Consider the following 24,522-nt stretch of genomic DNA (forward strand, 5'->3'; position numbering starts at 1 on the left):
ATCGCGTCGTCAAACACGAAGCACCGCGCAGTAACGCGCCCCACGCTTCGATCTTCATCCCACGTCGACCAGACCTCGCTCGGCCCGGTGCTCGTCGACTCGATTCGCATTTCAGCGCCCCAATGCAAAAAGCCCCGAGGGCTTTCGCACTCAGGGCTACGTGTTGTTCTCGCCTCGGTTTCTACGTCGGCAGAAAGTCTGGATCCGGTTTGAGCCGATAGCCGACGTTCACGACCTGCATCTCAAGCATGCCGGTCCGAAGAATAAGCATCACGGTAATCACACACGCGATGAACTTCTTTCGCAAGAGCGGCATATCCGGAAATGTGCCCTGCTCGACCCCTCGGATGTAAGCCGCGTCGTTCTGAGCCCATTTCGCAACCTCCTCGACTCTGTTGCGATGTCTCTCCAGATCGAGATTCGGTTCAGCAGCATTGTGCGCGAAATCGTTGCGAATCTTTCGAAGGATGTTCAATACCTTCACAAACTCATCATCGAATATACCCATGCGGTGAGCAAGCGTAATGCGTGAGCTGAAGCTGCCGAGTGGGCGGCTCGGATCAAACAGATCGTCCGATGACTTACTCGGACTTGGGTGCAAAACATGCTTGAGAAGTCGTTCAAGGTCTGAATCGATTTGCGCGACTCCAAGAACAACGATTGCACGCTCACTCTCACGTATCAAAGTCTGAAACAACTTGACACCTTGCACTGCAATATCCGTGTATTCCTTTCTCATATGACGTCCACCGGGCAGTCGTGTTGATGTCAGTCTATATCAATACCATCGCTCGATTGGACCACCAAACAAAAAGCCCTGAGCGCCTTCGCACTCAGGGCTTCGATATTCATTTCGTAAGGGCGAACGCCCTCCCAACAGATCCCGACAGACAGTTATCGTTGTTGGTCGCGGCGCTCCCGCGATTCAGTACGCCTGTCGGGCGAAGGTTGCGACACGAGTATGCGGTCGCTCATTTATCCAGTGACGCGGTAAAGGATGTGCAAAGTTTACGCGATCCGCTCTTGAAATGGAATACGTTTCATCCTCGCAATTGTCGACGCAATGTGTCGTACACCGATCCATCGACCGTATCCAGCAGCGCGAGCATGTCGTGAAAGCGCCACGACCAGTACTTCCGATACTCGTCGAGCGATACGCCAAGTGCGTGCGCCCGGCCAGCATCGTCGACCTGCCGTTTGCCGGAACCGGAACAGTCAGGGCAGATGTGCCGGCCCTTTGCATCCGACACAGGCGACGCGGCGATCCGCCCCATCCCGCCGCAGTCGTCGCACGGTTCGTATTCCCGAAAGACCAGCGGCCCGTTACGCCCTTCGAAGAACGGGATACGCTCCTCCGATACACACACCTTCCCGCTGCCCCCGCATACATCACACGCGTGCGTCGATGTCGTGACGGCACGCGCGCGACGCACGACGCCACGCCCTTCGCACTCGACACATTGATCGTTCACCCACTCATCCAGCAATCGCAGCGCGAAGCGCTCGATGATGTCGACCTTCGACCGCTCGACAGCGTGCCCGGCACGTTGATCGCGGCGCTCGTCGCGCGACAGGCCCGTGAACCGCGCACGCTTGAATCGGCCCGACGTCCGGATCATCTGCGCCAACAGCAACGTTGCACGTCGCACCATCGCAGGAGTCGGCAGCGGCCCGGCCTTGATTCGGGCCAGCAAGCTCCCGAGATCGTTCGCAAAGGCGAGCGCGCCCAAAGTAACTTTAGGATCGGCAATCGGGTCGGTGAACTGACCACGAACGCTCATCGCAACGCCCACCCGCTCTTTCAAATCGATCATGACTCTCTCCTACTCGTCCTAATGTCTCAATGTCCCAAGGGAAAAGGCTTGTGGGGGTGCGCGCCTGCGACATGCGCGACATGCGCCGCTCATGTCGCGCATGTCGCGCCCCCGCACACGCGCCCGAGACCGCGCCTTGGGACATTGGGACATGGGACGTCCGCAGCGCGCCAAGACGGGCCAAGTGGCGCGCTTGCCGTGCAGGCACAGCGCGCCACGCAATCACAACGGACTGTCGTCATCACCTGCTGCGACGAGTTCGCGCTCCGCTTCCGGCTCTTGCTCTTCCTTCACGTAGTACCAACCGCGCGATCCGGTCGACTCGCGCTTGCGCACCCATCCGAGCGACTTCAACGCCTTGCCGATGCGGCGTTGCTCGGCCAGCGTCCACTTCGACGTGTCGAGCTTCAGAATGTCCGCGAGGATCTCTTCCATCGTCGTGCGCGAGACGAATTCCAGGGCCTTAGCGATCTTGTCCTCGTACACGTCGCCCTCGTAGCGCTCCGCCTGCTCGATCTCGAACAGCGGGCGCTCATGCTCTTCGACGTGCCACACGACGCCCGAGCGATACAGGTGAACGGCTTCCGCCCAGAGCTGATCACGAACGGCCACAATGCCGTCGATGTCGACCAACCCGCCGACACGCAACGGCCAGTAACGCCGGTTGCCCGATTCATCTTTCAGGTACGTGTCGAAGTTGACCGAGCCTGCGAACACGCACTGGCGCGGGACGTCGGTCGCACGCTTGCCGTAGAAGTTGCGGAACCGGTCGACGGCCGTCGCAAAGAAGCTCTTCACCGCCGAGGAGTCGGCCTTGTTCAACGAGTCCAGTTCGGCCAGCTCGATCACCCACTTCCCGGCCAGCACCGCGTACGTGTCCTTGTTGCCGATCTGGATCGGCGTATCGGTGAACCACGGAGCGCCGGCCAGCACCTTCAGCGCCGTCGATTTGCGGTGCCCCTGCTTGCCTTCGAGGATCAGGACGTTGTCGACCTTGCAGCCCGGCTCCATCACGCGCGCGACGGCGGCGATCATCCACTTCATGAACGCGAGCCGCACATACTCGCTGTCGGCCACGCGCAGGTATGTCGACGGCATCGTGCGCACACGCGGCACGCCGTCCCATGTCAGCCCTTCGAGGTATTCACGCACGTCATGGAAGTGCGTTGCGTCCGCCACCAACAGAACCGCGTTCATCACGATATCGGTGCGCACCGAGAGGCCGTATCGCTGCGACAACCAAAGCGCGCAGCGCTGATCGTCCATGTCAGTCCACTCGCCTTTCACGCCTTGCGGGAACGGCGGCGCTTTGCGTTTCATCACGCGGCCACCGAAGTCATCCTGCTCGATGACGCCCTGCCATGCCTTGTGATTCGACAAGATCATGTGCACGTTGCCGAGCGTCGGCAGCAGCGTGCCCTTTTCCGAACGCGCGAGATCCTGCTCCCACGTGTGCGCGCCGTTCTCGGCCTCGCGGCCATCCCATTCCAGCTGTTTCGCGACAGCGGACGTCGCGGCGGATTTCGTCGGCGTGTCGTCCGCGGTCGGCACTGCAACCGTCGCCGGCCGGATTTCTTCGTTCGATGGCGCGATGACGCGCAGGATTGCCGCCTGCACCTGCGCCTGGACGGGGTCGATGCCCTCTTCGACGTGCAGGTCGTTGAAATCGGTCAGCTTGCGCTCGCCGCGATTGGCGAATGCGGGATAGACGACGCTGACGTCGGCGACCGTCGCTGCCGCCTCGTACGCACGCTTCAGGCCCGTGTTCTCGAAGCGCTTACGGCGCAACGGCATCACGTCGTTTCCGTAGGTCACCTCAACATACGGCACGCCATTGTCGTCACGACGTCGAGACACGGCGACCATGTACCACGTGTTCTTCGCCTCGATCCGCACCGGGTCGGCACCAAACACCAGTTCACCCCGGAAAGCGAATTCGTCGGCGAGCCAGTCGCGCATGCGCTGCTCAATCTTCCAGTCGTCGTCGGCGCAGACCAGCACGTGCACATCCGGATACGTCGCACGCAGATAGCGCACGGCCGGGAGGATGCCACCGGCGTCGAAGCAGACATTGACTGCGAACGCCTCGTCGATCGCCATGCGAATCGAGCGCGCGGTCGCGTAGCCTTCGGCGACCAGCACGATCTGGTCGTCTGCGCCGACCTCGCCGAGCAGATACGACGCGCCCTTCTTTTCCATGCCTTTGTTGAAGCGCTTCGCGCCGTCGGGGGTGATCTTCTGCAGGCCGACCAGCCGAGCATCGCCGCCGTACTGATACATCGGCACGAATATCGTGCCGTCCGCGTCGAAACGTACGCCTTCGGCCGTGATGTGCTTGCGTTCAAGATAGGCGGACTCGCCATGCTCTGCCGCGCGGTTCCACTGATCTCGCGCGCGATTCGCGGCGAGCTTCGCCTGACGCGCATCGCGCTCGGCCTGCTCACGGTCGGCGGCCTCCTGCCGGCGACGCGTCTCCGCGAGCACTTCCTCGCTCATCGGTGCGCCGCTCCATTCGAATCGCTCGGTGCCCGGATCGTCGCCCGAGAAGTGCCCGAACGTGCCGCCATAGCCGATTACCGCGCCCTTGCTGAAGATCTCGCGAAGCTGATACCAGTATTTCTTGCGCGGCCCGTACCGATGATGTTTGCCGTCCGCGATCGGATGCCCGGCGGGCAGGTCAGGATGACCCGCAGCACGCAGCTGTTGAATAATGTGGTCCAGTGTCGCCATACAAAAATTCCCTCGATCAAAGTTACTTTGGCCGCGCGTCGCGGCCAGATCACAATTCGTTGAGCTACGCGCTGTTAGCTCGCACGCCGAGGCGCTTCCAGCTCGACGAGACGGCGGTCGCGCTCGACCTTGTGAGAAAAGCTTCGCCATGCGGCCCGCCCCGCCGCATAGCACTGCCGTCCGCTCGGCGAGCGGCTGTACTGCGATGCGCCGCGTCGCAACGCGCTACTGATCCCGTTCACGTTCACATGTGTCTCCGGTTATTTGCCGCGCAGTCGACGCCATTCCGCCGACATGAGATCGTCGAACGCGGCAAGGTCCAGCGCGCAGAGACGATCGGTAAGCTGGTCGCGGAACGCGTGACGCTCCGCCTTGGTCGCGAGCGCGGCGCATGCGCGCGCAGCCCGCTCGATGAACAAGCGCACGCGCCCGGCTGCGTTCGCTTCCGCAAGAATCGGAGCGAGGCGATCGGGGAACGTGGCGAGCAGTTCGGACAGCAAGCGCCCCGCTTCGGCGGGGGCATACTCGAATCGGGATGCGAGCGTCGTGACAGCGCACGCCAATTGCTGCTCAGGGGTGCAACAGAGGCTAATCTGATCACGCTCGGGACGACAACACCCCATGCCGGGCTTAAACCGCTCCATGACGACGACGGCGACGTGCGGCAAGGTTGCGAGCAGCATGGATCAAGCGCTGGAACAGGCGCTGGCCCTTGCGGCCAGTCGCGATGATCTGCTCCGCCCGGCCGTCATCGATGCGCTGCTCCCCAAGAACGCGCGTCACGTCGTCTGCGACGCGGCCAACGTGAGCCTGAAGGTGCAAAGCGGTCGAGACCAGATGCACATCCACGCCCTGCCCGATGTCGTCATCAGCGCCATGCTCGTCGACGTATTCGGCGACCAGCCCGAAACGTGCATTCAGCGCATGGAGCGCATCGAGCGCGTGCGCCTTTGCCTCGGTCTTTTCTTGCATCCATTCGACCAGCAGCTCGAACATTTCCATCGACAAGCGACTGTCGCCTACGCCGCGCAGGCGCAGACGAAGCGATTCCGGCGTGATGTTTTTCCCGCGCCGGACCGTGAGGTGGTTCGCCGCGTCGGCGACACCGCCGGGCGTGTTGCGAACGGACGTATAGAGCACGTCCAGCCATTCAGTACTGTCGTATCGGCAGGTCATTGTCGAGATGTTTGAGATGAGACGCGTTTCATGCTGTCGCAGCACACAATCGGTCCGTACGATGCAGGCCAACGAGATGCGCGACTCAACGCGCTTGGTCTTGGGAATTTGCAGCCACGAGGTTCGCCATGAACAGATCCGGCCGCTCCACCTTCACTGCCGCCGGAATGCCACGAACAAGCCAGTTGCAGACACGTTGCGTGCCGCCGAGGTGTTTTTCGTAGCCAAGCAACTCGGCGACCTTCGCCGGTCCGCCCAGTCGTTCGATCGTCCGGCGATCCGTTTGGATGTGAGCTGATTTGTCCATAGGACAATATTAAACACCATGTTTATTTCTGAAGCAAACAGAGCGTTTAACAACAAGACGTTTACTTCGACGACCATTGGCCGCATGCGAGCCATACACGAAACAATGCGGCGCCTCTACGCCGCTGCGCGAGAACTTCGGGACGTTGACGGCCCCGCAAATGTCGCGCGTCTGCTCAATGAATCGCCCCAACTTCTCAACAATTGGGAGCGTCGAGGGATGTCTGCGGCCGGCATCATGAAAGCTGCTGGCGCGATAGGTTGCAGAGCGGAATGGCTCCGGTCTGGCATCGGTGATATGGCCGACACGGGTGCAGGCAGTGAAACATTACGAGACAGTAAGGTTTCTGGCGACGTAACGAGCCGCCAAAAACCGAAGCCGCTGCCGACAAGCAAGGCCGACATCATCGAACGTACAAAGTCGTTTGGCTCCAAGCTAACCAAAGCAGCGGAACAGGATCTCGTCACACCTCAGTTGATGCAAGCGCTGGAAGGCATGCTGGAGGCCGGACTTGCAAGCTCGAATGCAGCGGCGTTTGCGAAACGCTCACGCGCTGCCATTCGCGCGGCCGTGCAGCCTGAAGGCCAAACTGACAATGAAGGACAAAAACGGGGATCTGCGCGATAACGTCATCGACCTTGCTACGTACCGAGTAGCCCGCCGGCGACGCATCCCAGCCGACTCAGACGAATCAGAATTCGTAACAGAAATTCACTTTTCCATCACGCGCGGCGGTGACATCGTGACTTCCCCGCCGCGGCTTGCTGACAATCACCTCCTCGCGGTTCTTTCGTGGTGTCAGAGCCTGTCTGCCTTCGTCCTAGATTCCTACGTGGACGCGACAGCCTGACCCAGCCCTACACCTACAGCCACCACTAACGCTAACGAAGTGTGTCGCTCGCGCACGGGCAGAAAGTAAACACGACGTTTGCTTTTTTATTAAACATAGTGTTTATTCCGTTTACTGCATCAACCCAACGCGTAAACGGAGAACCAACGTGAAATCAGTCGATCAGCATTCCGCTATCCGTCAGGAATGGCTTCGCCAAGAGCAGCAGCACCGCATCAAGTCGACCAGACCAGCCAGCCAAAGCAACTTTGAAAAATCGAAGATCTTCCGCTGGACGGTCGTCGCCGCCCTGCTGTTTGTCGTCGTGAATGTGTTTCAGGACGATCCTGTCGTCGCTCCGACGACCGCCTACCACGTCACCGTCTAAATGCCCCGACATTGCCGGGGCGAGCGGCCCCGGCGTCATGGAGACCACCATGCCGCGAATCAAAGCCCGAACCCTTCCCCTCGTCGACGTCGAACGTCGCGACACCCTCTCGCTTCGCACCATCACGCGTTACGACCGGAATGCACGCCGTCCGGCGACCCCGATCCTCGTCGGCAAGTACATCGTCGGTCGCCGCCCCTTGGCCGATAGCGTGCATACCGAGTACCTGATCCTTGACGGCACCGAAATCGCGCACAAGCAGATCTCGATCCCTAGCGAAGGCGACTGCGCAACCGCGATCAAGCGCCTGCGCGACGCAAAGCGCGCGGCGGGCACCGCAGCATCGAAGGCGATCGATAAGGCGAAGAAGGCCGGCAAGGCGCGCACCGATGCCGCGCGGGAGATTGCGTAATGGACGACCGCACGCAACAGCTCGACCTGACTGCGCCGATCCCGACCGGGAACACGAAGGCTGCCGCCTCTCAGGCCGGTGCCACATCTGCCGATCTCTGGATGGTGCCGTACGACAAAATTCACTATGACCCGGCCGACAATATCCGAGCCGTCGACCTCGCGTGGGTGAATGAACTCTCGGTTCTGATGATCCAACACGGGTACGACAAAGGCTCGCCGTTGCACTGCTACGTGCGCAAAGTCGACGGAAAGGATCTGTTCTACGTCTACAAGGGGCAGCACCGCTATCTCGCGGCCGGCAAGGCGATCAAAGCGGGAAAGGATCTCGGAAAGATCCCATTGGTGGTGCGCGATAGCCGCGAAGTCAACCGCGCGAAGATGGTGGTGGACGGCTACCACAACAACCGCCAGAAGGCCGCATCGCCCCTAGATCTGGCTGCGGCGATTGCCGAGCTGCGCGACATCCATAACTACGACTCAAAGCAGATCTGCGCCGAACTGAACATTACCGAGCAGACTATCCGCGATGCCGCGCTTCTGGAAAAAGCCCCGGCCGAATTGCACGACCTCGTCCGCGGCGGCGCAATCGCAGGCACCCTCGCGATCGAAGAGATCCGCACGCACGGCGCCGACAAGGCGCTCGAGCGCATCGTGTCCAGTCTGTCGAAAGCGAAGGAAGCTGGCAAGAGCAAGGTCACGAAGAAGCATCTGACGTGTGACACAAAGCCTGCTGAACGCGCCGCGCCCAAAGCGACGAAGGTCAGCGATGCGTGTGCAAAGCAACTTTTGCAGGCGTTACAGGCGGTCCTGCACGATCCCGTGTTCGGCAAGCTTTCTCCGGGCACCATCGACGCCGTACATGACGCGCTGACGCCAATCGCAGATCTACTCGATACAGTGCCGGCTCGCAAGACTGCGTACGCCATCGCCACCGCAAACGAACACGGCGTCTACACGCCGACAGACGTCATATCCGCGCCGAAGCAACAACGCACCGGTCGCTGCCCGGCAGAAATTCGGGTCGCGCAGATTTCGGACGGTGAGTGGATTTATGGCTTGGACTACACCATCGGGATGGCCGGCGGCGCATCGCCATGCACATACCACGAAGGAATGCCGACCTATCTGACCCGCGTGCAGGCGATTCGGGGGGCCGTGCGCGACCTTACCCGCCGCATCGAAACGAGCCCCACCATGCCGAAAGCCAAGGAGACCGCCAGCGTTCGTAAGTGGCTCGACAAGCTGTATGCAATGCCCGATCCCGACTGGACGCCGGATATGGCGCAGGAGGCAGCGAAATGACCTCGCACCCGGCCCTTTCTACCCCACGTCCGCTGCCGCGAAAGCGGGAACACGCGAAGAAGCGCCCGGCGCTCGCACTGGCAAGCGTCGACGGTACGTCGATGCAGTCGAACAGCAGCGGGCTGACGCCCGCAACAACAATCCAGAACAACGATGCGCCGCTCACGCGGCGAAAAGCAATCCAGACGAACGAAGCCTTGGCGGACGCCCGCCAAGGCAGGCTCGCGCGATTCGACGCCCTTCGCATCGAGATTCGCGCGTTGATCACCGAGATCTCGCACGCGGCCGACGTCGAGCTGCTGGACCTGATGGCCGACGAGATCGGCTCGTTCGCTCGCCATAAAGCCGCGCAGGACGCGCGAACCTGGGCAGCAACCGCTGGCATCACGTTGGAAACCGGCTTGATGCAGCTCGCTCGGGCGATCCCTTTCAATTCGAAGCATGGAGACCAATGATGGGTTCACTAATCAATCTGCCGGGCGTCGCTGCCGGCCGCATCGACGACGTACCATTCTTCCAGTCCCCCGCTCACGCAATCCGTCTGCTGCGGCAGCATCGGGCCTGTACTGATGCCGGCGATCATGGTGCGATATCGATCTGGCGCGCAGATGACGGGAAGTGGAACTGCCTGTTCAGCCGACGTCACATTGACATCGATCATTCAGCCTTCGATTACAAGAAGGACGTGCGCGTATGGCTCGACGCGTGGCATCCGAAAATTTACGGCATGGCCGCCCGAGCAGGGGAAAGTGAATGAGCCTGCTGACCCGCGCATACATTCTGGAAAAGTACGGCCCCCGCATGACACTGGCGCAGCTCGCACAGCTTCTGCTCATGTCAGAAGGGACAATTCGCAACCAGATCAGCGCCGAGACATTCCCTATCGCGACATACAAAGAGGGAGGCGCTAGGTTTGCACCCTACGACGCAGTGGCGGACTATCTGGATGCGATGTCGACCCAAGCTCGCCTCAAGGCTGCGTAGCCCAAAGTCAGCGCGGGCGCACAGAAGCGCGCGCCTGCGCCAAACTTGCGGCCAATTATTCCGGCTGATAGAGAAGATTCTTAACTTCGTCGCATCGACCGAACCACTTACATCGCACTCCCTCGAATGCAGACCGCGCTCGTGCATCATCGACCGCTGCAATAGCGGTCCACTGAACAAACATCAAGTGACCATCCATCTTCTTCGCAAGTACTCCGCGATCAAGGTATCGCAGAATGACGAGCTTCGGCAGCACATCCTTATTCGATAGAAATATCGTCGCGGATGGCTTCTCTTTTAGGTTGGCGATCGCCCGAGCGTCGCCCGCAACATAGGACACTGCGACAACAACCGGCACCCAGACGAAGATCCAGCCATACTTGGTCACCCACGGAGCACCGTTATTCGGCAATAGCCTTGCGGAAAATGTGAGCCACGCAATACCCACGAACACCATCATCTGGCCATAGTATTGACTTCCAGACCATACGAATGAACCGATCCCTATTGCGGCCATTACGATCACGAATATGCTTGGAGTATGCGCGATGAAGGCGATGCATCGCCAGACGACGTTTGAGTTCTTCGCCCCCGCCAATGCTTGTCGCCTTATCTCAGCCGGATCCCGCCAACCGTCTATTCGACGAGTGAAAAGATGCTGTATTACCGACCCCAGCATGACAAATCCTAAGGCCGGTGCCCATATAACGGCGGACCTCGCGTGATCAGTCAACGAAGTTGGAACTTGCGACATTTCGAGTCCCAGCCGCGAAAAGTACGCCACGTCAAATATAACCGAGCACGGAAGGACGAGCATGGCCAACAGCGTCATGACGCTTGACATGCGCTCAAGAGACGATGGCCCCTCCGCCTTAACAGTCATCTGGGGGCTTTCGATCACTTCACTCATCCCCGACCTCCTTTCCTGTCTTTATCCGCGTGACCGAACTGCCGTCACGGCAACGCAATTGCACTTACGACACAAGCATGACCGACAATCGCGTGGCTAGCGATGCAAAACGCCCCAATCACATAGCCGCGATTGGGGCGCTCCGTATAACCGCCAACACTCAGGGATTGCTTGCCTGATGCACCACAGCAAAGAACTGGTCAGCCTGCGCCTCGATAGACGGGCAATTCGCAATCAGGTCAGTCGCATCGGCCTGCGAAAAATCCTCGTCCAAGAAGTAGTCTGCGCGTGTTCGCACTTTCTTCATGTCTTGCAAGCGGTATGCAAGTGAACGGCCTTTTAGCCCTTGTGCCTTGAGCCGCTCACCTAAGCGCTCATGCTCTCCTAAAACAAAGTTGCTTGGCGGCAAGCAGGCATCTGCAACTTGAAGCACTTTGTGAAACATCGCGTAATACCCGCGAGAAGCACCTGATCGCCACTCACATTCGCTTCCGCCATTCGCCATGGTGGCCGCGAGTGCTTCGATGTCCTTGATTCCGATACTCATCTCGTCACCGACACGAACTGGCCATCAAAGCGATAGGAACTTACAGGTCGACACGCAAACGTCACCATACCTGGCGCCGGATCGTCGAACCTCTCACACAGCGCCTCTGAAATTGCCCAATTTAGCTCGCCGCACCGCTGCGCCGAGTCAGTGACATACAGTTCCATTCTCAGACCAGCGTCACCGAAGTCTTCCATCATGGTTTGCCTGATAGTGCCACCATGCGCCCGAACCGCGCCGACAGCTGTCTCAATCAACTCTTCCCGCATTTCTCGCGTCGCGCCGTGAGCCTCGGCCAAAGCGAGCAACCGCTTCATGGAGTCAACTACAGGGTCCGAATCACTGACCTTGAATCTGCCAATCATGTCGAGTGCCCCCTCGAAATCGAGAATGGTTCGATAGAGGTTTACCATCCCGCTGATTGCCGTCGTGTCGTTTGCGCTGACCAACGGCTCCATTTGCTGACAAACCTCTCTGGCTAGACGGCACTCAGCGACCGCCGCGAGCAATCCCATTCCATTTGCCAACACCATCTTGTCACGAGGCGACAGCTTGAGCGCCGCACGAACACTGCGCACGCACTCCGTATGGTTGCCCTGAATGACCGCGATCGCAGCAAATGATAGCCATGCGAACGCAGGATCCCCGACGCCGCTTTCCAATGCAGCGCGCGCCTGCCGTTCATAGCGTTTTACGAGCAAGTCGTTACTTTGCGCGTAGGCCGCCATTCTCAACAGATCGTTGATGGCCTGATTTACTGCTTCTAACGGTTGCGTCACCGCTCCGACCCCGATTATTTGTGTGGAATTTGTAGCCGATAGTATCAGAGCGCGATCAATGTGATACCGATCCGCCGTCAGACCGGACTCCTCGCCGTGTCTGCGTCAATCGATCGGACCCACGATCCGCCGGCCCTTTTGGGACACCTGGTCCGGCCGCAGGTTCGTGTACCTCTTCAGATTACGCCAATCCTTGTGACCCGTCACCGCTGCCACCTCAGGAATATCCCACCCGCCCTCGAAGAGCGCACTCGTCGCTTCGTGCCGCAGATCGTGCAGCCGAAGGTCGACGATGCCTTTATCGACGCACGCCAGCTTGAAGTACTTGCTCGCCGTACTCTTGTCGAACCGGAAAATGTACTCGTTAGGATGTGGGTCGATCTTCGGGTCCGCCTTGCGCTTCGCCTCGTATGCCGGCGGCACCGGATATCGCGCCTGACGCAATAGCACTTCGAGCGAGTCGCCGATCAGCGGCACCCACTCGTCGTTGCCCTTCTTCTGCCGTGGATGTTTGCGATCGCGGACGAGCGCGAGCCGGCGCTCGACGTCGAGATCCGACCACGTCAACCGAAAAAGCTCGCCACGCCGGAATGCGCTTTTCATCGCCACGCGGATGACATCCGGCACCGCCTGTTCGCGCTCCGGATGTTCCGCAAACCACTCGAAGATCTTCACGATCTCTTCACGGGTCGGCCGCCGATCGCGATGCTTCCCCGGCCCGATGAGCTGCAGGTGATCGAGGGTCGGCCGCGCAATACTCGGAGCGTGCGGCAACCGCAGGTCGAGCAGCGAGGCCATGTGTTTGTACACCGTCCCGAGCTTGGATATGTCCATGTCGATCGTGTACTGCCCTGCACCCTCTTTCTTTCGTTCCTGGGCAAACTTGACCAGCCGCTTGGTCGATAGCTTCGCCGCCACCTCATCGTCAAAGTGACTTTCCAGCCGCTTGAGCATGTAGTCTTCGTTCGACTTCTCGGCGACCGGCCGGCCGGAATCGTTGCGTGCGTTTCGATACAAGCGCACCAGCTCGCCGACCGTGATCGTCTGCTCGTCGACGGCGGCTTGCCCCTTGTCGATACCGCCCTCGATCTCTCGCGCCCATGCTTCGGCCGCGCCCTTGGTTCGAAACGTCTTTGCTATACTCTGTCCCCGCCGGCGGACTTGAGCACGCCAGCGGTCGCCGATCTTGAGGATCGAAGCCATGAAACACCCCGTTTGTGGACTGTAGCAATGCGTCATCCACATACGCTGCTACAAGGTCGATTTGTAGCAGAATTGTAGCAGGCGGGGCGTTAAACTATGCTTCACAACCGGTCATTTCGCGTCATGCACGGAAAGACGAAAATCCCGGAAAGGCACACGGGACAAGGCTAAGAGCCTGATTCACAAGAGTTCAGTCTATCCCGCTCAAACTATCCGCTCCCCGTAGTTCAATGGATAGAACAAGCGCCTCCTAAGCGCTAGATACAGGTTCGATTCCTGTCGGGGGGACCAGCCGAGCTTCCAAACCCTCCCCGAGACCTTCCTGCTTTAATCCCGAACACACGTCTAGCGCCCATCGCGATGTGACGTTGCCCGGAGCAACCCGAAAGTGTTAGTGCTATCCGTCGGTTTCAGCCGATACCGATAACGGCCGGCGGCCGCAAATTGCATCGGCCCGGTTCGAGATCGCAGCTTCGTTGCCCCACGGAGGTGCTCAAACCCGCACGCCGCAATCCCGGCCTTCCAGGCACACCCAATGCTCGCCCGCATCCACCGCGGCGCCGCCTCACCACGACGAGGCAGAAATGACGCGCCACATGACCGCACCTGCCCTGGAAGGAGAACCCCAATGACCGCCCGCACCCCCACCCCCGCCGACCCATCCGACCCGGCCAACCAAACCCCACCGCCCCAAACCGACGAAGTCAGCACCGACCGCAAAGGCAACGTGCATCAAAAGGGCCACGGCAGCATGGACGAAACGATGATCCCGCAGAAGCCGGAGCCCGACAAAGGCCCCTACGAGCCGCCGCCGGGACACCTCGACAACCCGAAAGACGTCGAGCCGCCTAGCGGCGGCGACCTGTCCGCGTGACGCCAGCCGGTCGCACGCGGCGCTACGCGCCGCCCCACTGCATCGTGAGCCCGCCGTCGATCGTCCACGTCTGCCCCGTCACGTAGTCGCCGTCGTCGGACGCGAGAAACAGCGCCACACGCGCGATCTCTTCCGGTTGCCCGGGCCGATGCCACGGAATCACCGACATCGATGCATCGCGCTGCTGCGGGTCGTTGAGGCGATCGCGCGTCATCGGCGTGTCGATCAGGCCCGGCGCGATGTTGTTCACGTTGATCCGGTCCTCGGCTACTTCGCGCGACAAACTGCGCGCAAGCGAGCCGAGCCCCGCCTTCGCCATCCCGTACGGCGCGCTTTCCGGCGTCGGCAGATGCTGCGCGACCGACGAAATGTTCACGATCCGCCCGCCGCCGCCCAAGGCGCGACGCTGCCGGACGAACGCGCGGCAACAGTACAACGGCCCGAGCAGATCGGTCCGCAGCACGGTATCGATCTGCGCATCTTCGAGATCGGCGACGGCCGCGCCCGGCGCACCGACGCCCGCGTTGTTGACCAACACCTCCAGTCCGCCGAGCGTATTCATCGCTTCCGCGAAGAACGCGTCGACCGACCGCGGGTCGCCTACATCGCCCTGGATCGCGCACGCGCGCCGGCCCACTGCCTGAATGCGCCGCACCGTTTCCTGAGCGCCGTCATGGTCCGTGTGGTAGACGATCGCGACGTCCGCGCCTTCCTGCGCGAACAGCGTCGCGATCGCCTGGCCGATTCCGGAGTCCGCGCCCGTGACGAGCGCGCGAATGCCTTGCAGTTTCATGTACCTGTCCCTCCTGGCAAGTCGAGTTGCGGTCAACGCGCCGCGGCACCATCGAGCGCAGCGCGCACCATGCGCGACATCAGCCGGCGCATGCGCCGTTCCTTCCCGCGGCACGCACGATGCTGCGCGACTCGACACTCACGACAGCGATCGAACACCATGAACCCATTCGACGAAGCACGCGAGCAGATGGTGGAACGGCAAATCGCAGCGCGCGGCGTGCGCGATCCGCACGTACTCGACGCGATGCGCACCGTCGCTCGCCATCGGTTCGTTCCCGCGGAACTCGTGGAATTCGCATACAGCGACACGCCGCTTCCGCTTGCCGACGACCAGACGATCTCGCAACCGATCGTCGTCGCACGCATGCTGGAAGCCGCGACGCTCTCGCCGACCGATCGCGTGCTCGATGTCGGCACCGGTTCCGGATATGCGGCGGCGGTCGCATCGCGCATCGTCGCGCACGTCGACAGCATCGAGCGGCATGCGTCGCTCGCCGCGTCCGCACAGCGCACGCTCGCGGAGAACGGCTTCGCCAACGTCGATGTCCATCACGCGGACGGCACGCTCGGCTGGCCGGCGCATGCCCCGTTCGATGCGATCGTCGCGGCCGCAGGCGGGCCCGACGTGCCACGCGCATGGCGCGAGCAACTCGCGATCGGCGGGCGCATCGTGATGCCGATCGGCGACGAGCGCGACCCGCAGCGGCTCGTGCGGATCACGCGCACCGGCGCGACGCAGTTCGAGCACGAAGATCTCGGCGCGGTACGCTTCGTGCCGCTGATCGGGGAACAGGGCTGGCCCGAGCAAGATCCCGTCCGCGACGACGACACCGCGCAAGCCGCGCACGACGTACAGCACGACGCGCAGGCCCGATACGTCGCAGCGCCGCCGACACCGCTCGCGCGCACGATCGCACGCGCGGCGCGACCGCTTCCCGAGCCGGAGGATCCGACGTTCGCGGATGCGTTCGATCATCTCGCCGACAAGCGCGTCGTGCTGCTCGGCGAATGCAGTCACGGCACGTCGGAGTTCTATCGGGCGCGCGCGGCAATCACGCGGCGGCTCGTCGAGCGGCACGGCTTCAACATCGTCGCGGTCGAAGCGGACTGGCCGGACGCGGCAATCGTGCATCGTTACGTGATGCTCGACGAGCGGCGCGACGCCGATCCGCCGTTCCAGCGCTTTCCGACATGGATGTGGCGCAACGAGGAATTCGCCGCGTTCGTCGAATGGCTGCGCGCGCACAACGGCCGCACGCGGCGCGATGCGCGCTGCGGCTTTCATGGTCTGGACATGTACAGCCTATCCGCGTCGGTCGAGGCCGTGCTCGACTATCTCGATCGCTCGGACCCGAACGCGGCGCGCATCGCGCGCGAGCGCTACGGCTGCCTGACACCGTGGCAGAAGGATCCGCTCGTGTACGGGCGCGCCGCGATGTCGTCGGGATTCGAGAACTGCGAGGACGCCGTGATCGCGCAACTGCAGGACATGCTGCGCGGACGCATCGCGCGCGCAGGCGACGACGACCTGCATTTCGACGCGACGCAGAACGCGCGGCTCGTCGCCTCGGCCGAGCGCTATTACCGGACGATGTACCGCAGCGCCGCGCAAAGCTGGAACCTGCGCGACACGCACATGTTCGAGACGCTCGAAAACCTGCTCGCGGCGAAGGGCGACGGCGGCCGCGCGGTGGTGTGGGCGCACAACTCGCATATCGGCAACGCGGCCGCGACCGAAATGGGCGACATCCGCGACGAGCTCAACGTCGGGCAGTTGTGCCGTGACCGCTTCGGCGACGACGCCGCGCTGATCGGTTTCGGCACGCATGCGGGCACGGTCGCCGCAGCGACCGACTGGGGCGGCCCGCTCGAAGTCATGCGCGTTCTTCCGTCGCGCGACGACAGCTACGAGCATGCGTTTCACGAGTCGGGGCTGCCGCGCTGTTTCGCCGATCTGTCGGCCGACGGCGATCGCGCGCTCGTCGAATCGCTGCGCGAGCCGCGGCTCGAGCGCTTCATCGGCGTGATCTACCGCCCCGATTCGGAGCGGCACAGTCACTACGCCGAAGCGCGGCTGTCCGGGCAGTTCGACGGCTATGTATGGTTCGACAACACGCACGCGATCACGCCGCTGTCGACGCGCGCGACCGAGCGTTCGGTCGATCTGTATCCGTTCGGCGTGTGACGGCGTCGGTAAAACGCGATTGTAGAAAAGCACCGATTCGGCACGGAGAACGCCACTCGCACGCAATCCGTCGCCGCCGCCGTCGCACATGATCTGCCCGGCCCGCACGGAGCCGGGCAGCGGGCTCACGCGTTCGCGCCGCCGTCGATCGTCAGCCCGGTCCCGTTGATCGACCGCCCTTCCGGCCCGACGACGAACGCGACCAGCGCCGCGACGTCGTCCGCCTTGCCGTAGCGCGGAATCGCCATGCGCGCGAGCTGCGCATCGGCGTGCTCGCCGTCGGCCGGGTTCATGTCGGTATCGGTCGAGCCCGGATGCACGATGTTGACCGTGATCCCGCGCGGGCCGAGATCGCGCGCGAGACCCTGCGTCCAGCCGATCAGCGCGGCCTTGCTTGCCGCATAGAGGCTCATCCCCGCATCGGGCACGCGCGTCGCGAGGCAGCTGCCGGTCGACACGATGCTGCCGCCTTCGCGGAGATGGCGCGCCGCCGCCTGCGACGCGACGATCACCGCGCGCACGTTGACGTTCAGCGTCGCGTCGATGTCGTCGAGCGTGAGCGCGTCGAGCGAGCCCGCGCGGAAGATGCCCGCGTTGTTCACGAGGATGTCGAGACCGCCGAGCGTGTCGGCCGCGCGATCGACGGCCGCGCGGACGGCAGCCGGATCGGCGCTGTCGGCCTGGATCGCGACGGCGCGCCGCCCGAGCGTCTCGATCTCGGCGACGACGGCCTGCGCCCGCTCCGCCGATTTTTCGTACGTAATCGCGACGTCCGCGCCGTCCGCCGCGAGCCGTTTCGCGATGGCGGCGCCGATGCCGCGGCTGCCGCCGGTAACGAGTGCACGCTTGCCTTGAAGCCGGTTCATGAAAGCTCCTTTCACAATTTATGTAACGGTCGACACAGAATGTGGCAAGTTGCGCGGCGCTGTCAATTGAATTATTTTATCGATCGATACAGAAATTGACGATGGAGCATATGCCATGGCCGAACGGGGCCGACCGAGAAGCTTCGACAAGGACGCCGCGCTGGAACGCGCGATGCAGGTGTTCTGGCGCCTCGGCTACGAAGGCGCGTCGATGGCGGACCTGACGTCCGCGATGGGGATTGCGTCGCCGAGCCTGTATGCGGCGTTCGGCAGCAAGGAAGCGCTGTTCCGGCAGGCGCTCGAGCACTACCGCGAGACGGAGGGGCGCGAGATCTGGGACGGCGTCGAACGGGCCGACACGGCCTACGACGCGATACGGAACTATCTGATGCAGACCGCGCGCGTGTTCACACGGCGCTCGAAGCCGGCCGGCTGCCTGATCGTGCTGTCGGCCCTGCATCCGGCCGAGCGGTCGGACACGGTGCGACAGACGCTGATCGAGATGCGCGAGCAGACGGTCGAGGCGTTGCGCGCGCGTCTGCGCGAAGCGGCGGCGGCCGGCGAGATCGCCGCGCAAGCGAATGTGGATGCGATCGCGCGTTACTACGTGACGGTTCAGCAGGGCATGTCGATCCAGGCGCGCGACGGCGCGAGCCGCCGCGATCTGGAAGCGGTCGCGCACGCGGCGCTGGCCGCATGGCCGGCGCTGACGGGCACGGGCGCGGGCGCCGCGCCGCCCGCGCAGTCGTGATCGCGCGGCGCCGCGCCCGGCGAATGCGTTAGCGGCCGACTGCCTGCTGCACGTCCTTCGACGCGTGCCATACGCGATAGCGCACGTCGAAACCGTCCGGCACGTACACGACGAGCGGCAAGCGGCTGTTGTAGCGCAGCAGTTGCCCGTCGGTGCGCACCTGCACGAAGCGCTGCTGCGGCGTCTGCCCCGGGCAGGCCATCATCGTCGCTGCCGGCCCTTTCACGTCCGTCAGCCGATAGTACGGATAGCCCCAACCCTTCACGTCCTCGGCAGTGAGCTCGCCGCCGAACCAGTGCTGGTTGCAGTCGGTCTCGAGCGTCTTGCCGATCATCAGCTCGACGCGCGCATCGCCTTCGTTCTCGAGCGCGGGCAGCGCGATCACGAAGCGCTGCTGGCCGGCTGCCGGTTGCGGAAACATCTTGATCGACTCGGCCGATACGGCCGGCGCCGACGCAGGCGTAGCCGCGCACGCGGCAGTCGTCACGCAGAACGCGGCCAGCGCGGCCCGGATCGCGAATTTCATCGATGTGCTCCTTGCAAACAAAAGAGCCCGGGATGCTAACACTTTCCCCGCAACACCTTACGCCGCTGTAATTTCGCGACACAATTGCGAACAGCCGGCAACGCTCGCGCGCGGTATTTATAGCGGAACCAACGGAGAACATCATGCTGAAGCTCATTGCTGCCGCGGGCGCCGCCACACTGCTGGCCGGCTGCGTCGTCGGACCGGACGCCGGATACGGCTACGGGCAGTCGTACTACTCGGATCCGGGCTACGCGTACGGCCCCGCTTACGCGCCCTCGCCCGTCTACGGCACGGTCAACATCTGGGGCGGCGGAGGCGGCGGACGCGACTGGGATCGCGGCCATCGCGACTATCGCCGCTGGGACCGCGACCGCGGCGATCACGGCTGGGGCGGCTGGGGCCGCGGCGGCCGCCGCGGCGACTGGAACGACGGCGGCGGAGGCGGCGGGCACGGCCGCGGCGACGGTGGCGGGCATCGCCACTGACGGATTTGCAACCGTTTGTATCCGCGCACCGGCGCATCGAGCGCGACCGACGCACGGCACAGCCAGCAAAAAGGCCCTCGCACGACGCGAGGGCCTTTTGTCATTCGAACTCCACGTATCGGCAGGCGCCGCTTACCAGCCGGCCGGCTGCGCATAGCCGCCCGACACGGGCGCACCGCACACGTACGCACGCTGATAGCGGTCGTAGCAATAGCGCGGGCCGTCGTCCTGATACTGGGCCTGCTGATAGGCCGGATACGCAGGCGGCTGATACGCGGGCGCCTGATAGTAAGTCGGCGGCTGATAGGCTGGCGCCTGGTACACGGGCGCCTGATACGCGACGGGCGGATTCAGCGCGGACGTGACGATCGCGCCGAGCACGGCGCCGCCGATCAGCGCGCCGATCACCGCGCCGCCGTCGCGGCCATGCGCGGACGCCGGGCCGGCTACCGCAAGCGAACCGGCGAGAACACAGACTGCAGCGATTTTTTTCATGGTGAGGCTCCCACGCGAAGTGGTACGAGATGCGATGCATTGTGGGCGCATGCGGCGGTAATAGATGCAGCAAGTGGTAACGCGCGATTACGGCGGCGCGGCATGCCGAAACGCGGCACCGCCGTGCTACGATTTTCGGCACTCAGGAGACGCTCATGCAGCCCGAAACCGCCCGCCGTTTCGATACCGAGTTCGCGCCGCGCATCGCGCAGGCGATCGCCGCCTTCTTCGCCGATCACGTGTCGACCGACGTCGTGCCGTACGGCGGCCACGGGCACCCCACACGCGTTCGCATCCGCAGCGCACCGCACGAGCACGTGAGCGGCTTCGCGCATCCGCTGAACCTCGAGCTCACGTGGGATACCGACGAAATCGAGCGGCTGATGGAAGCGGACGGCGCGCAGCGCTTCGAGCACTACTTGGCCGCGCTGCCGAAGAAGCTGAATGCGTGGCAGGGCGCGCGCGACATCGATCTCGCGTCGCGCACGCAGGCCGATCCGCTGGTGCGGCTCGGCGGCCTCGACTTCGAAGGCTGAGGGCGCGCCGCCCGGCATCGCGTGTCCGATACGCGCGACGCGGGCCGGTGATACACTCGGCCGGTCCGCTTCCGGCGACATTGCGCCGGGCCGGACGCATCGCCGTCATCGCCCGTCTTCATCGTTGCGTACGCAACCGGGCGCCGCTGCCGGACAACCTGCTTTCACTCCCGCCATGAACGCCGATACCGGCCTGCCGCTTCCGCAACGCTACTGGGCGATCGTCTGCGTCGCCCTCGGCATCACGCTTGCCGTGCTCGACGGCGCGATCGCGAACGTCGCGCTGCCGACGATCGCGCGCGACCTGCACGCCTCCGATGCCGGATCGATCTGGATCGTCAACGCGTATCAGCTCGCGGTCACGATCACGCTGCTGCCGCTCGCGTCGCTCGGCGAACGGATCGGCTACCGCCGCGTCTACATCGCCGGCCTCGCGTTGTTCACCGCTGCCTCGCTCGGCTGCGCGCTGGCCGGCTCGCTGCCGACGCTGGCCGTGATGCGCGTGATCCAGGGCTTCGGTGCGGCCGGCATCATGAGCGTGAACGCGGCGCTCGTGCGGATGATCTACCCGTCGTCGATGCTCGGGCGCGGGCTGTCGATCAATGCGATGGTCGTCGCGCTGTCGTCGGCGATCGGGCCGACGGTGGCGTCCGCGATCCTGTCGTTCGCATCGTGGCCGTGGCTGTTCGCGGTGAACGTGCCGATCGGCATCGCGGCCGTGCTCGGCAGCGTGCGCGCGCTGCCGACGAACCCGCTGCACGACGCGCCGTACGACATCCCGAGCGCGCTGATGAACGCGTGCGTGTTCGGGCTGCTGATCATGGCCGTCGACGGTTTCGGCCACGGCGAAGGCCGCCTGTATGTCGCGGCCGAACTGATCGTCGCGCTCGTCGTCGGCTACTTCTTCGTGAAGCGCCAGTTGTCGCAGCCGGCGCCGCTGCTGCCGGTCGACCTGATGCGCATCCCGATGTTCGCACTGTCGATCTGCACGTCGGTCGCATCGTTTACGTCGCAGATGCTCGCGTTCGTCGCGCTGCCGTTCTGGCTGCAGAATTCGCTCGGTTTCTCGCAGGTCGAAACGGGGCTCTACATGACACCGTGGCCGCTCGTCATCGTGTTCGCCGCGCCGCTCGCGGGCGTGCTGTCGGACCGCTACTCGGCCGGCATCCTCGGCGGCATCGGGCTCGCGCTGTTCGCGGCCGGGCTGCTGTCGCTCGCGACGATCGGCGCGCATCCGGGCACCCTCGACATCGTCTGGCGGATGGCGCTGTGCGGCGCGGGCTTCGGGCTGTTCCAGTCGCCGAACAACCGCGCGATGCTGTCGTCCGCGCCGCGCGCGCGCAGCGGCGGCGCGGGCGGCATGCTGAGCACCGCTCGGCTCACCGGCCAGACACTGGGCGCCGCGCTCGTCGCGCTGATCTTCGGGCTCGCGCCCGACCGCGGGCCGACCATCGCGCTCTATGTCGCCACCGCGTTCGCGGCGACGGCGGCCGTCGTCAGCATGCTGCGCATCGCCTCGCCGCAGCCCGATGCGTCGGCCTGAACGCGGCGCGCGCCGACGGGCCGTTCAGGCCGTGTCGAGCGCATCCAGTACGAAGCGCACGCGCGCCTTCACGCTCGCGCGCGGCAGTTCGATCAGCCGGTAACCGTAACGCGTATAGCAGGCCACCATCGCGTCGTACGTGCGCACGGCCTCGTCGAAATCCTGTCGCCGCTCGGCATCCTGCGCATAGATGTCGCGCCACGGCGGCGCGATGAACACGCGACGGTGATAACGGAAATGCCGCGCGGCCGTCTCCGCATGCGGGGGTACCGCGATGCCGGTCAGTTGCAGATAACCGATCACGTCCGGCACGCCGCGATCGAAGAACACCGGCCCGCGCGCGTGCCGCGCGAGATCGTACGAGCGCATCTCCCAGCTCAGCATCAGCTCCGCGAACGCGGCGCGATCGTCCCACGGCAGCGCGCGGCCGCCGATCGCCATCTGATCGCGGATCACGCCGCGCCCGGCTTCGGCGGAACGCGCGAAGCCCGCCCGTTCGAGTGCGTCGAGCAGCGTGCTCTTGCCCGAACCGGGCCCGCCCGTGACGACGAAAAAACGATCGAGCGCATCGCCGTCCGGCGCGCACCGGGCGGCGCCGGACGCGCTCGCGTGCTCACGCATGCGCGATGCGCCGGCCCGCACGCTGCGTGACCGAGGCCGCCGCCGCGACGCTGCGCAGATCGGCGACGAAGGTATCGCGCCACACCGACAGATCGTTCGCGCGCAGCCGCGCGAGGTTCTCCTCGTGACGCGCCTGCCGTTCCGCGAGCGGCATCGACAGCGCGCGCTCGAGCGCGTCGGCCATCTGCGACAGGTCGTACGGATTGACGAGCAGCGCGCCCGTCAGCTCCGCCGCGGCGCCCGCGAACTCGGACAGTACGAGCACGCCCGGATCGGCCGGATCCTGCGACGCGACGTATTCCTTCGCAACGAGGTTCATCCCGTCGCGCAGCGGCGTCACGTAGCCGACCTGCGACATCCGGAAGAACGCCATCAGCAGATTGCGCTCGTACTTGCGGTTCAGATATTGAATCGGCGTCCAGTCGAGCTGCGAAAACCGTCCGTTGATGCGACCCGCCTCGCCTTCGAGCGTTTCGCGGATCCGCTGGTACGTCTGCACGTCGGAACGCGTCGGCGGCGCGATCTGCACGAGCGACACGCGCCCCTGCCAGCCCGGCGCATTCGCGAGCATGCGCTCGAACGCCTGGAAGCGTTCGACGAGCCCCTTCGAATAGTCGAGACGATCGACGCTCATCACGAGCTTGCGGCCGCCCAGTGCGTCGCGCAGCATCTTCACCGGCTTGCGCGCGCCGTACTGGACGGCCGCCTGCGCGATCGCGTCCGGATACACGCCGATCGGATACGCGGCCACCTTCACGACGCGGCCGTGTGCATGCAGCATGCCGTCCTCGCTTGCGGTGCCGATCCCGCGCCGCTCGATGTAGTCGGTGAACGCCTGCTTGTCGGCATCGGTCTGGAAGCCCGTCACGTCATACGCGCACATGAACTTCACGAGCTCGTCGTGCGGCGGCACGAGCCGCAGCACGTCCGGCGACGGAAACGGAATGTGCAGGAAAAAGCCGATCGGATTCTTCACGCCGAGCTCGCGCAGCGCGTGCGCGAACGGCAGCAGATGGTAGTCGTGCACCCAGATCAGATCGTCCGGGCGCAGCAGCGCGGCGAGCTGCTTCGCGAGCATCGCGTTGACGCGCAGATAGCCGGCGTACTCCTGTCGGTCGAAGCGCGCGAGATCGCCGCGATAGTGGAACACGGGCCACAGCGTGGCGTTCGAAAACCCGCGATAGTACTGATCGTAGTCGCGGCGCGTCAGTCCGACCGTCGCATAAGTCACGTTGCCGTCGCGCCGGATCGCCGGCGCCGCGTCCGGCGTCCCGACGATCTCGCCGTTCCAGCCGAACCAGACGCCGCCCGTTTCCTGCAGCGCGTCCATCACGCCGACCGCGAGGCCGCCTGCACTCGGGCGTGTGTCCTCGCCGATGGCGACACGGTTCGATACCACGATCAATCTGCTCATTCGGCTTCCCCTCCTCGATTTCGATTGAATGGCGTGCGGCGCACG

At 63.7% G+C, this 24,522-nt stretch carries 29 protein-coding genes and 1 tRNA gene; 14 read left to right on the forward strand and 16 right to left on the reverse strand.

Annotation, left to right across the window (positions count from 1 at the left end; genetic code table 11):
• Positions 1-181: 181 nt before the first annotated feature.
• The 6 genes from NP80_RS31145 to NP80_RS30345 all read right to left on the reverse strand — a co-directional run bounded on the left by NP80_RS31145 (position 182) and on the right by NP80_RS30345 (position 6,027).
• Positions 182-739 (reverse strand): hypothetical protein, encoded by a 558-nt coding sequence (locus NP80_RS31145; RefSeq protein WP_140401751.1) that lies wholly within the window; start codon positions 737-739, stop codon positions 182-184.
• A gap of 301 nt (positions 740-1,040) precedes the next feature.
• Positions 1,041-1,814 carry a zinc finger-like domain-containing protein gene (locus NP80_RS24915; RefSeq protein ID WP_006409003.1) on the reverse strand — a complete coding sequence of 258 codons (774 nt, stop codon included), beginning with the start codon at positions 1,812-1,814 and terminating at the stop codon, positions 1,041-1,043.
• A gap of 222 nt (positions 1,815-2,036) precedes the next feature.
• Positions 2,037-4,544 carry a virulence-associated E family protein gene (locus NP80_RS24920; protein WP_006409000.1) on the reverse strand — a complete coding sequence of 836 codons (2,508 nt, stop codon included), beginning with the start codon at positions 4,542-4,544 and terminating at the stop codon, positions 2,037-2,039.
• Between the two features lie 260 nt (positions 4,545-4,804).
• A complete protein-coding gene (locus tag NP80_RS24925; protein WP_035945867.1) occupies positions 4,805-5,188 on the reverse strand; it encodes a hypothetical protein in 384 nt (127 codons plus the stop codon).
• Positions 5,175-5,720, reverse strand: a complete 546-nt coding sequence (locus NP80_RS24930; protein ID WP_035945866.1) for a hypothetical protein — start codon at positions 5,718-5,720, stop codon at positions 5,175-5,177. The genes NP80_RS24925 and NP80_RS24930 overlap by 14 nt, the downstream gene beginning before the upstream one ends.
• A gap of 85 nt (positions 5,721-5,805) precedes the next feature.
• Positions 5,806-6,027, reverse strand: coding sequence for a hypothetical protein (locus NP80_RS30345; RefSeq protein WP_006409010.1), 222 nt, complete (start codon positions 6,025-6,027; stop codon positions 5,806-5,808).
• An 18-nt stretch (positions 6,028-6,045) separates the two neighbouring features.
• On the opposite strand from NP80_RS30345, the gene NP80_RS31150 reads away from it, so the two are divergent.
• From NP80_RS31150 to NP80_RS24965, 7 genes are all read left to right on the forward strand, one after another.
• Entirely contained in the window at positions 6,046-6,654 is a 609-nt protein-coding gene (locus NP80_RS31150; RefSeq protein ID WP_140401750.1) for a hypothetical protein, read from the forward strand.
• A 371-nt stretch (positions 6,655-7,025) separates the two neighbouring features.
• Positions 7,026-7,244, forward strand: coding sequence for a hypothetical protein (locus tag NP80_RS30350; protein WP_006409008.1), 219 nt, complete (start codon positions 7,026-7,028; stop codon positions 7,242-7,244).
• 49 nt (positions 7,245-7,293) lie between these two features.
• Positions 7,294-7,656 (forward strand): hypothetical protein, encoded by a 363-nt coding sequence (locus NP80_RS24950; RefSeq protein WP_006408999.1) that lies wholly within the window; start codon positions 7,294-7,296, stop codon positions 7,654-7,656.
• On the forward strand, positions 7,656-8,960 hold the full coding sequence (locus NP80_RS24955; RefSeq protein ID WP_006409004.1) for a hypothetical protein: 1,305 nt from the start codon (positions 7,656-7,658) through the stop codon (positions 8,958-8,960). The genes NP80_RS24950 and NP80_RS24955 overlap by 1 nt, the downstream gene beginning before the upstream one ends.
• The gene (locus NP80_RS24960) at positions 8,957-9,415 is read left to right on the forward strand and encodes a hypothetical protein (protein WP_006409007.1); all 459 of its coding nucleotides are present in this window, start codon (positions 8,957-8,959) and stop codon (positions 9,413-9,415) included. Before NP80_RS24955 ends, NP80_RS24960 begins: the two co-directional genes overlap by 4 nt.
• On the forward strand, positions 9,415-9,717 hold the full coding sequence (locus tag NP80_RS30355) for a hypothetical protein (protein ID WP_106918431.1): 303 nt from the start codon (positions 9,415-9,417) through the stop codon (positions 9,715-9,717). Before NP80_RS24960 ends, NP80_RS30355 begins: the two co-directional genes overlap by 1 nt.
• Complete coding sequence (locus NP80_RS24965; protein WP_035945857.1) at positions 9,714-9,944, forward strand: hypothetical protein; 231 nt, start codon at positions 9,714-9,716, stop codon at positions 9,942-9,944. Before NP80_RS30355 ends, NP80_RS24965 begins: the two co-directional genes overlap by 4 nt.
• A gap of 55 nt (positions 9,945-9,999) precedes the next feature.
• Here the strand turns inward: NP80_RS24965 and NP80_RS31155 are convergent, their stop codons facing one another.
• The 4 genes from NP80_RS31155 to NP80_RS24980 form a co-directional block, all read right to left on the reverse strand.
• Complete coding sequence (locus NP80_RS31155) at positions 10,000-10,854, reverse strand: hypothetical protein (RefSeq protein WP_088930110.1); 855 nt, start codon at positions 10,852-10,854, stop codon at positions 10,000-10,002.
• A gap of 160 nt (positions 10,855-11,014) precedes the next feature.
• Positions 11,015-11,401: a hypothetical protein gene (locus tag NP80_RS31160; RefSeq protein WP_140401749.1), complete on the reverse strand. Its 387-nt coding sequence runs from the start codon at positions 11,399-11,401 to the stop codon at positions 11,015-11,017.
• A complete protein-coding gene (locus NP80_RS24975) occupies positions 11,398-12,180 on the reverse strand; it encodes a hypothetical protein (protein WP_140401748.1) in 783 nt (260 codons plus the stop codon). The genes NP80_RS31160 and NP80_RS24975 overlap by 4 nt, the downstream gene beginning before the upstream one ends.
• A gap of 105 nt (positions 12,181-12,285) precedes the next feature.
• Positions 12,286-13,425, reverse strand: a complete 1,140-nt coding sequence (locus tag NP80_RS24980; protein WP_006409011.1) for a site-specific integrase — start codon at positions 13,423-13,425, stop codon at positions 12,286-12,288.
• A 174-nt stretch (positions 13,426-13,599) separates the two neighbouring features.
• Here NP80_RS24980 and NP80_RS24985 point away from each other — a divergent pair.
• Positions 13,600-13,674: transfer RNA gene (locus NP80_RS24985), tRNA-Arg, on the forward strand.
• A 337-nt stretch (positions 13,675-14,011) separates the two neighbouring features.
• Positions 14,012-14,257, forward strand: coding sequence for a hypothetical protein (locus NP80_RS24990; RefSeq protein ID WP_035488675.1), 246 nt, complete (start codon positions 14,012-14,014; stop codon positions 14,255-14,257).
• Between the two features lie 22 nt (positions 14,258-14,279).
• Here the strand turns inward: NP80_RS24990 and NP80_RS24995 are convergent, their stop codons facing one another.
• Complete coding sequence (locus NP80_RS24995; RefSeq protein ID WP_006405708.1) at positions 14,280-15,050, reverse strand: SDR family NAD(P)-dependent oxidoreductase; 771 nt, start codon at positions 15,048-15,050, stop codon at positions 14,280-14,282.
• Between the two features lie 159 nt (positions 15,051-15,209).
• On the opposite strand from NP80_RS24995, the gene NP80_RS25000 reads away from it, so the two are divergent.
• The gene (locus NP80_RS25000; protein ID WP_006405709.1) at positions 15,210-17,237 is read left to right on the forward strand and encodes a protein-L-isoaspartate(D-aspartate) O-methyltransferase; all 2,028 of its coding nucleotides are present in this window, start codon (positions 15,210-15,212) and stop codon (positions 17,235-17,237) included.
• A gap of 125 nt (positions 17,238-17,362) precedes the next feature.
• Here NP80_RS25000 and NP80_RS25005 read toward each other — a convergent pair whose 3' ends face one another.
• Positions 17,363-18,103: an SDR family NAD(P)-dependent oxidoreductase gene (locus NP80_RS25005; RefSeq protein WP_006405710.1), complete on the reverse strand. Its 741-nt coding sequence runs from the start codon at positions 18,101-18,103 to the stop codon at positions 17,363-17,365.
• 115 nt (positions 18,104-18,218) lie between these two features.
• Here NP80_RS25005 and NP80_RS25010 point away from each other — a divergent pair, with 115 nt between their 5' ends.
• Positions 18,219-18,854 carry a TetR/AcrR family transcriptional regulator gene (locus NP80_RS25010; protein ID WP_006405711.1) on the forward strand — a complete coding sequence of 212 codons (636 nt, stop codon included), beginning with the start codon at positions 18,219-18,221 and terminating at the stop codon, positions 18,852-18,854.
• Between the two features lie 28 nt (positions 18,855-18,882).
• Here NP80_RS25010 and eco read toward each other — a convergent pair whose 3' ends face one another.
• A complete protein-coding gene (gene eco, locus NP80_RS25015; protein WP_006405712.1) occupies positions 18,883-19,380 on the reverse strand; it encodes a serine protease inhibitor ecotin in 498 nt (165 codons plus the stop codon).
• A 143-nt stretch (positions 19,381-19,523) separates the two neighbouring features.
• On the opposite strand from eco, the gene NP80_RS25020 reads away from it, so the two are divergent.
• Positions 19,524-19,868, forward strand: coding sequence for a hypothetical protein (locus tag NP80_RS25020; RefSeq protein ID WP_006398661.1), 345 nt, complete (start codon positions 19,524-19,526; stop codon positions 19,866-19,868).
• Between the two features lie 132 nt (positions 19,869-20,000).
• On the opposite strand, the gene NP80_RS25025 is transcribed toward NP80_RS25020, so the two are convergent.
• Positions 20,001-20,363, reverse strand: coding sequence for a hypothetical protein (locus NP80_RS25025; RefSeq protein WP_006405713.1), 363 nt, complete (start codon positions 20,361-20,363; stop codon positions 20,001-20,003).
• A gap of 155 nt (positions 20,364-20,518) precedes the next feature.
• Between NP80_RS25025 and NP80_RS25030 the strand changes: the two genes are divergently transcribed.
• Together NP80_RS25030 and NP80_RS25035 are read left to right on the forward strand one after the other, a co-directional pair.
• Positions 20,519-20,899: a DUF5594 family protein gene (locus NP80_RS25030; protein ID WP_006398659.1), complete on the forward strand. Its 381-nt coding sequence runs from the start codon at positions 20,519-20,521 to the stop codon at positions 20,897-20,899.
• A 175-nt stretch (positions 20,900-21,074) separates the two neighbouring features.
• Entirely contained in the window at positions 21,075-22,442 is a 1,368-nt protein-coding gene (locus tag NP80_RS25035; RefSeq protein WP_006398658.1) for an MFS transporter, read from the forward strand.
• A gap of 24 nt (positions 22,443-22,466) precedes the next feature.
• Here NP80_RS25035 and NP80_RS25040 read toward each other — a convergent pair whose 3' ends face one another.
• Positions 22,467-23,063, reverse strand: a complete 597-nt coding sequence (locus NP80_RS25040) for an AAA family ATPase (protein WP_006409168.1) — start codon at positions 23,061-23,063, stop codon at positions 22,467-22,469.
• Entirely contained in the window at positions 23,056-24,477 is a 1,422-nt protein-coding gene (otsA, locus tag NP80_RS25045) for an alpha,alpha-trehalose-phosphate synthase (UDP-forming) (protein ID WP_006398656.1), read from the reverse strand. The genes NP80_RS25040 and otsA overlap by 8 nt, the downstream gene beginning before the upstream one ends.
• Positions 24,478-24,522 lie beyond the last annotated feature (45 nt).

Source organism: Burkholderia multivorans ATCC BAA-247 (genome assembly GCF_000959525.1).
Lineage (GTDB): Bacteria > Pseudomonadota > Gammaproteobacteria > Burkholderiales > Burkholderiaceae > Burkholderia > Burkholderia multivorans.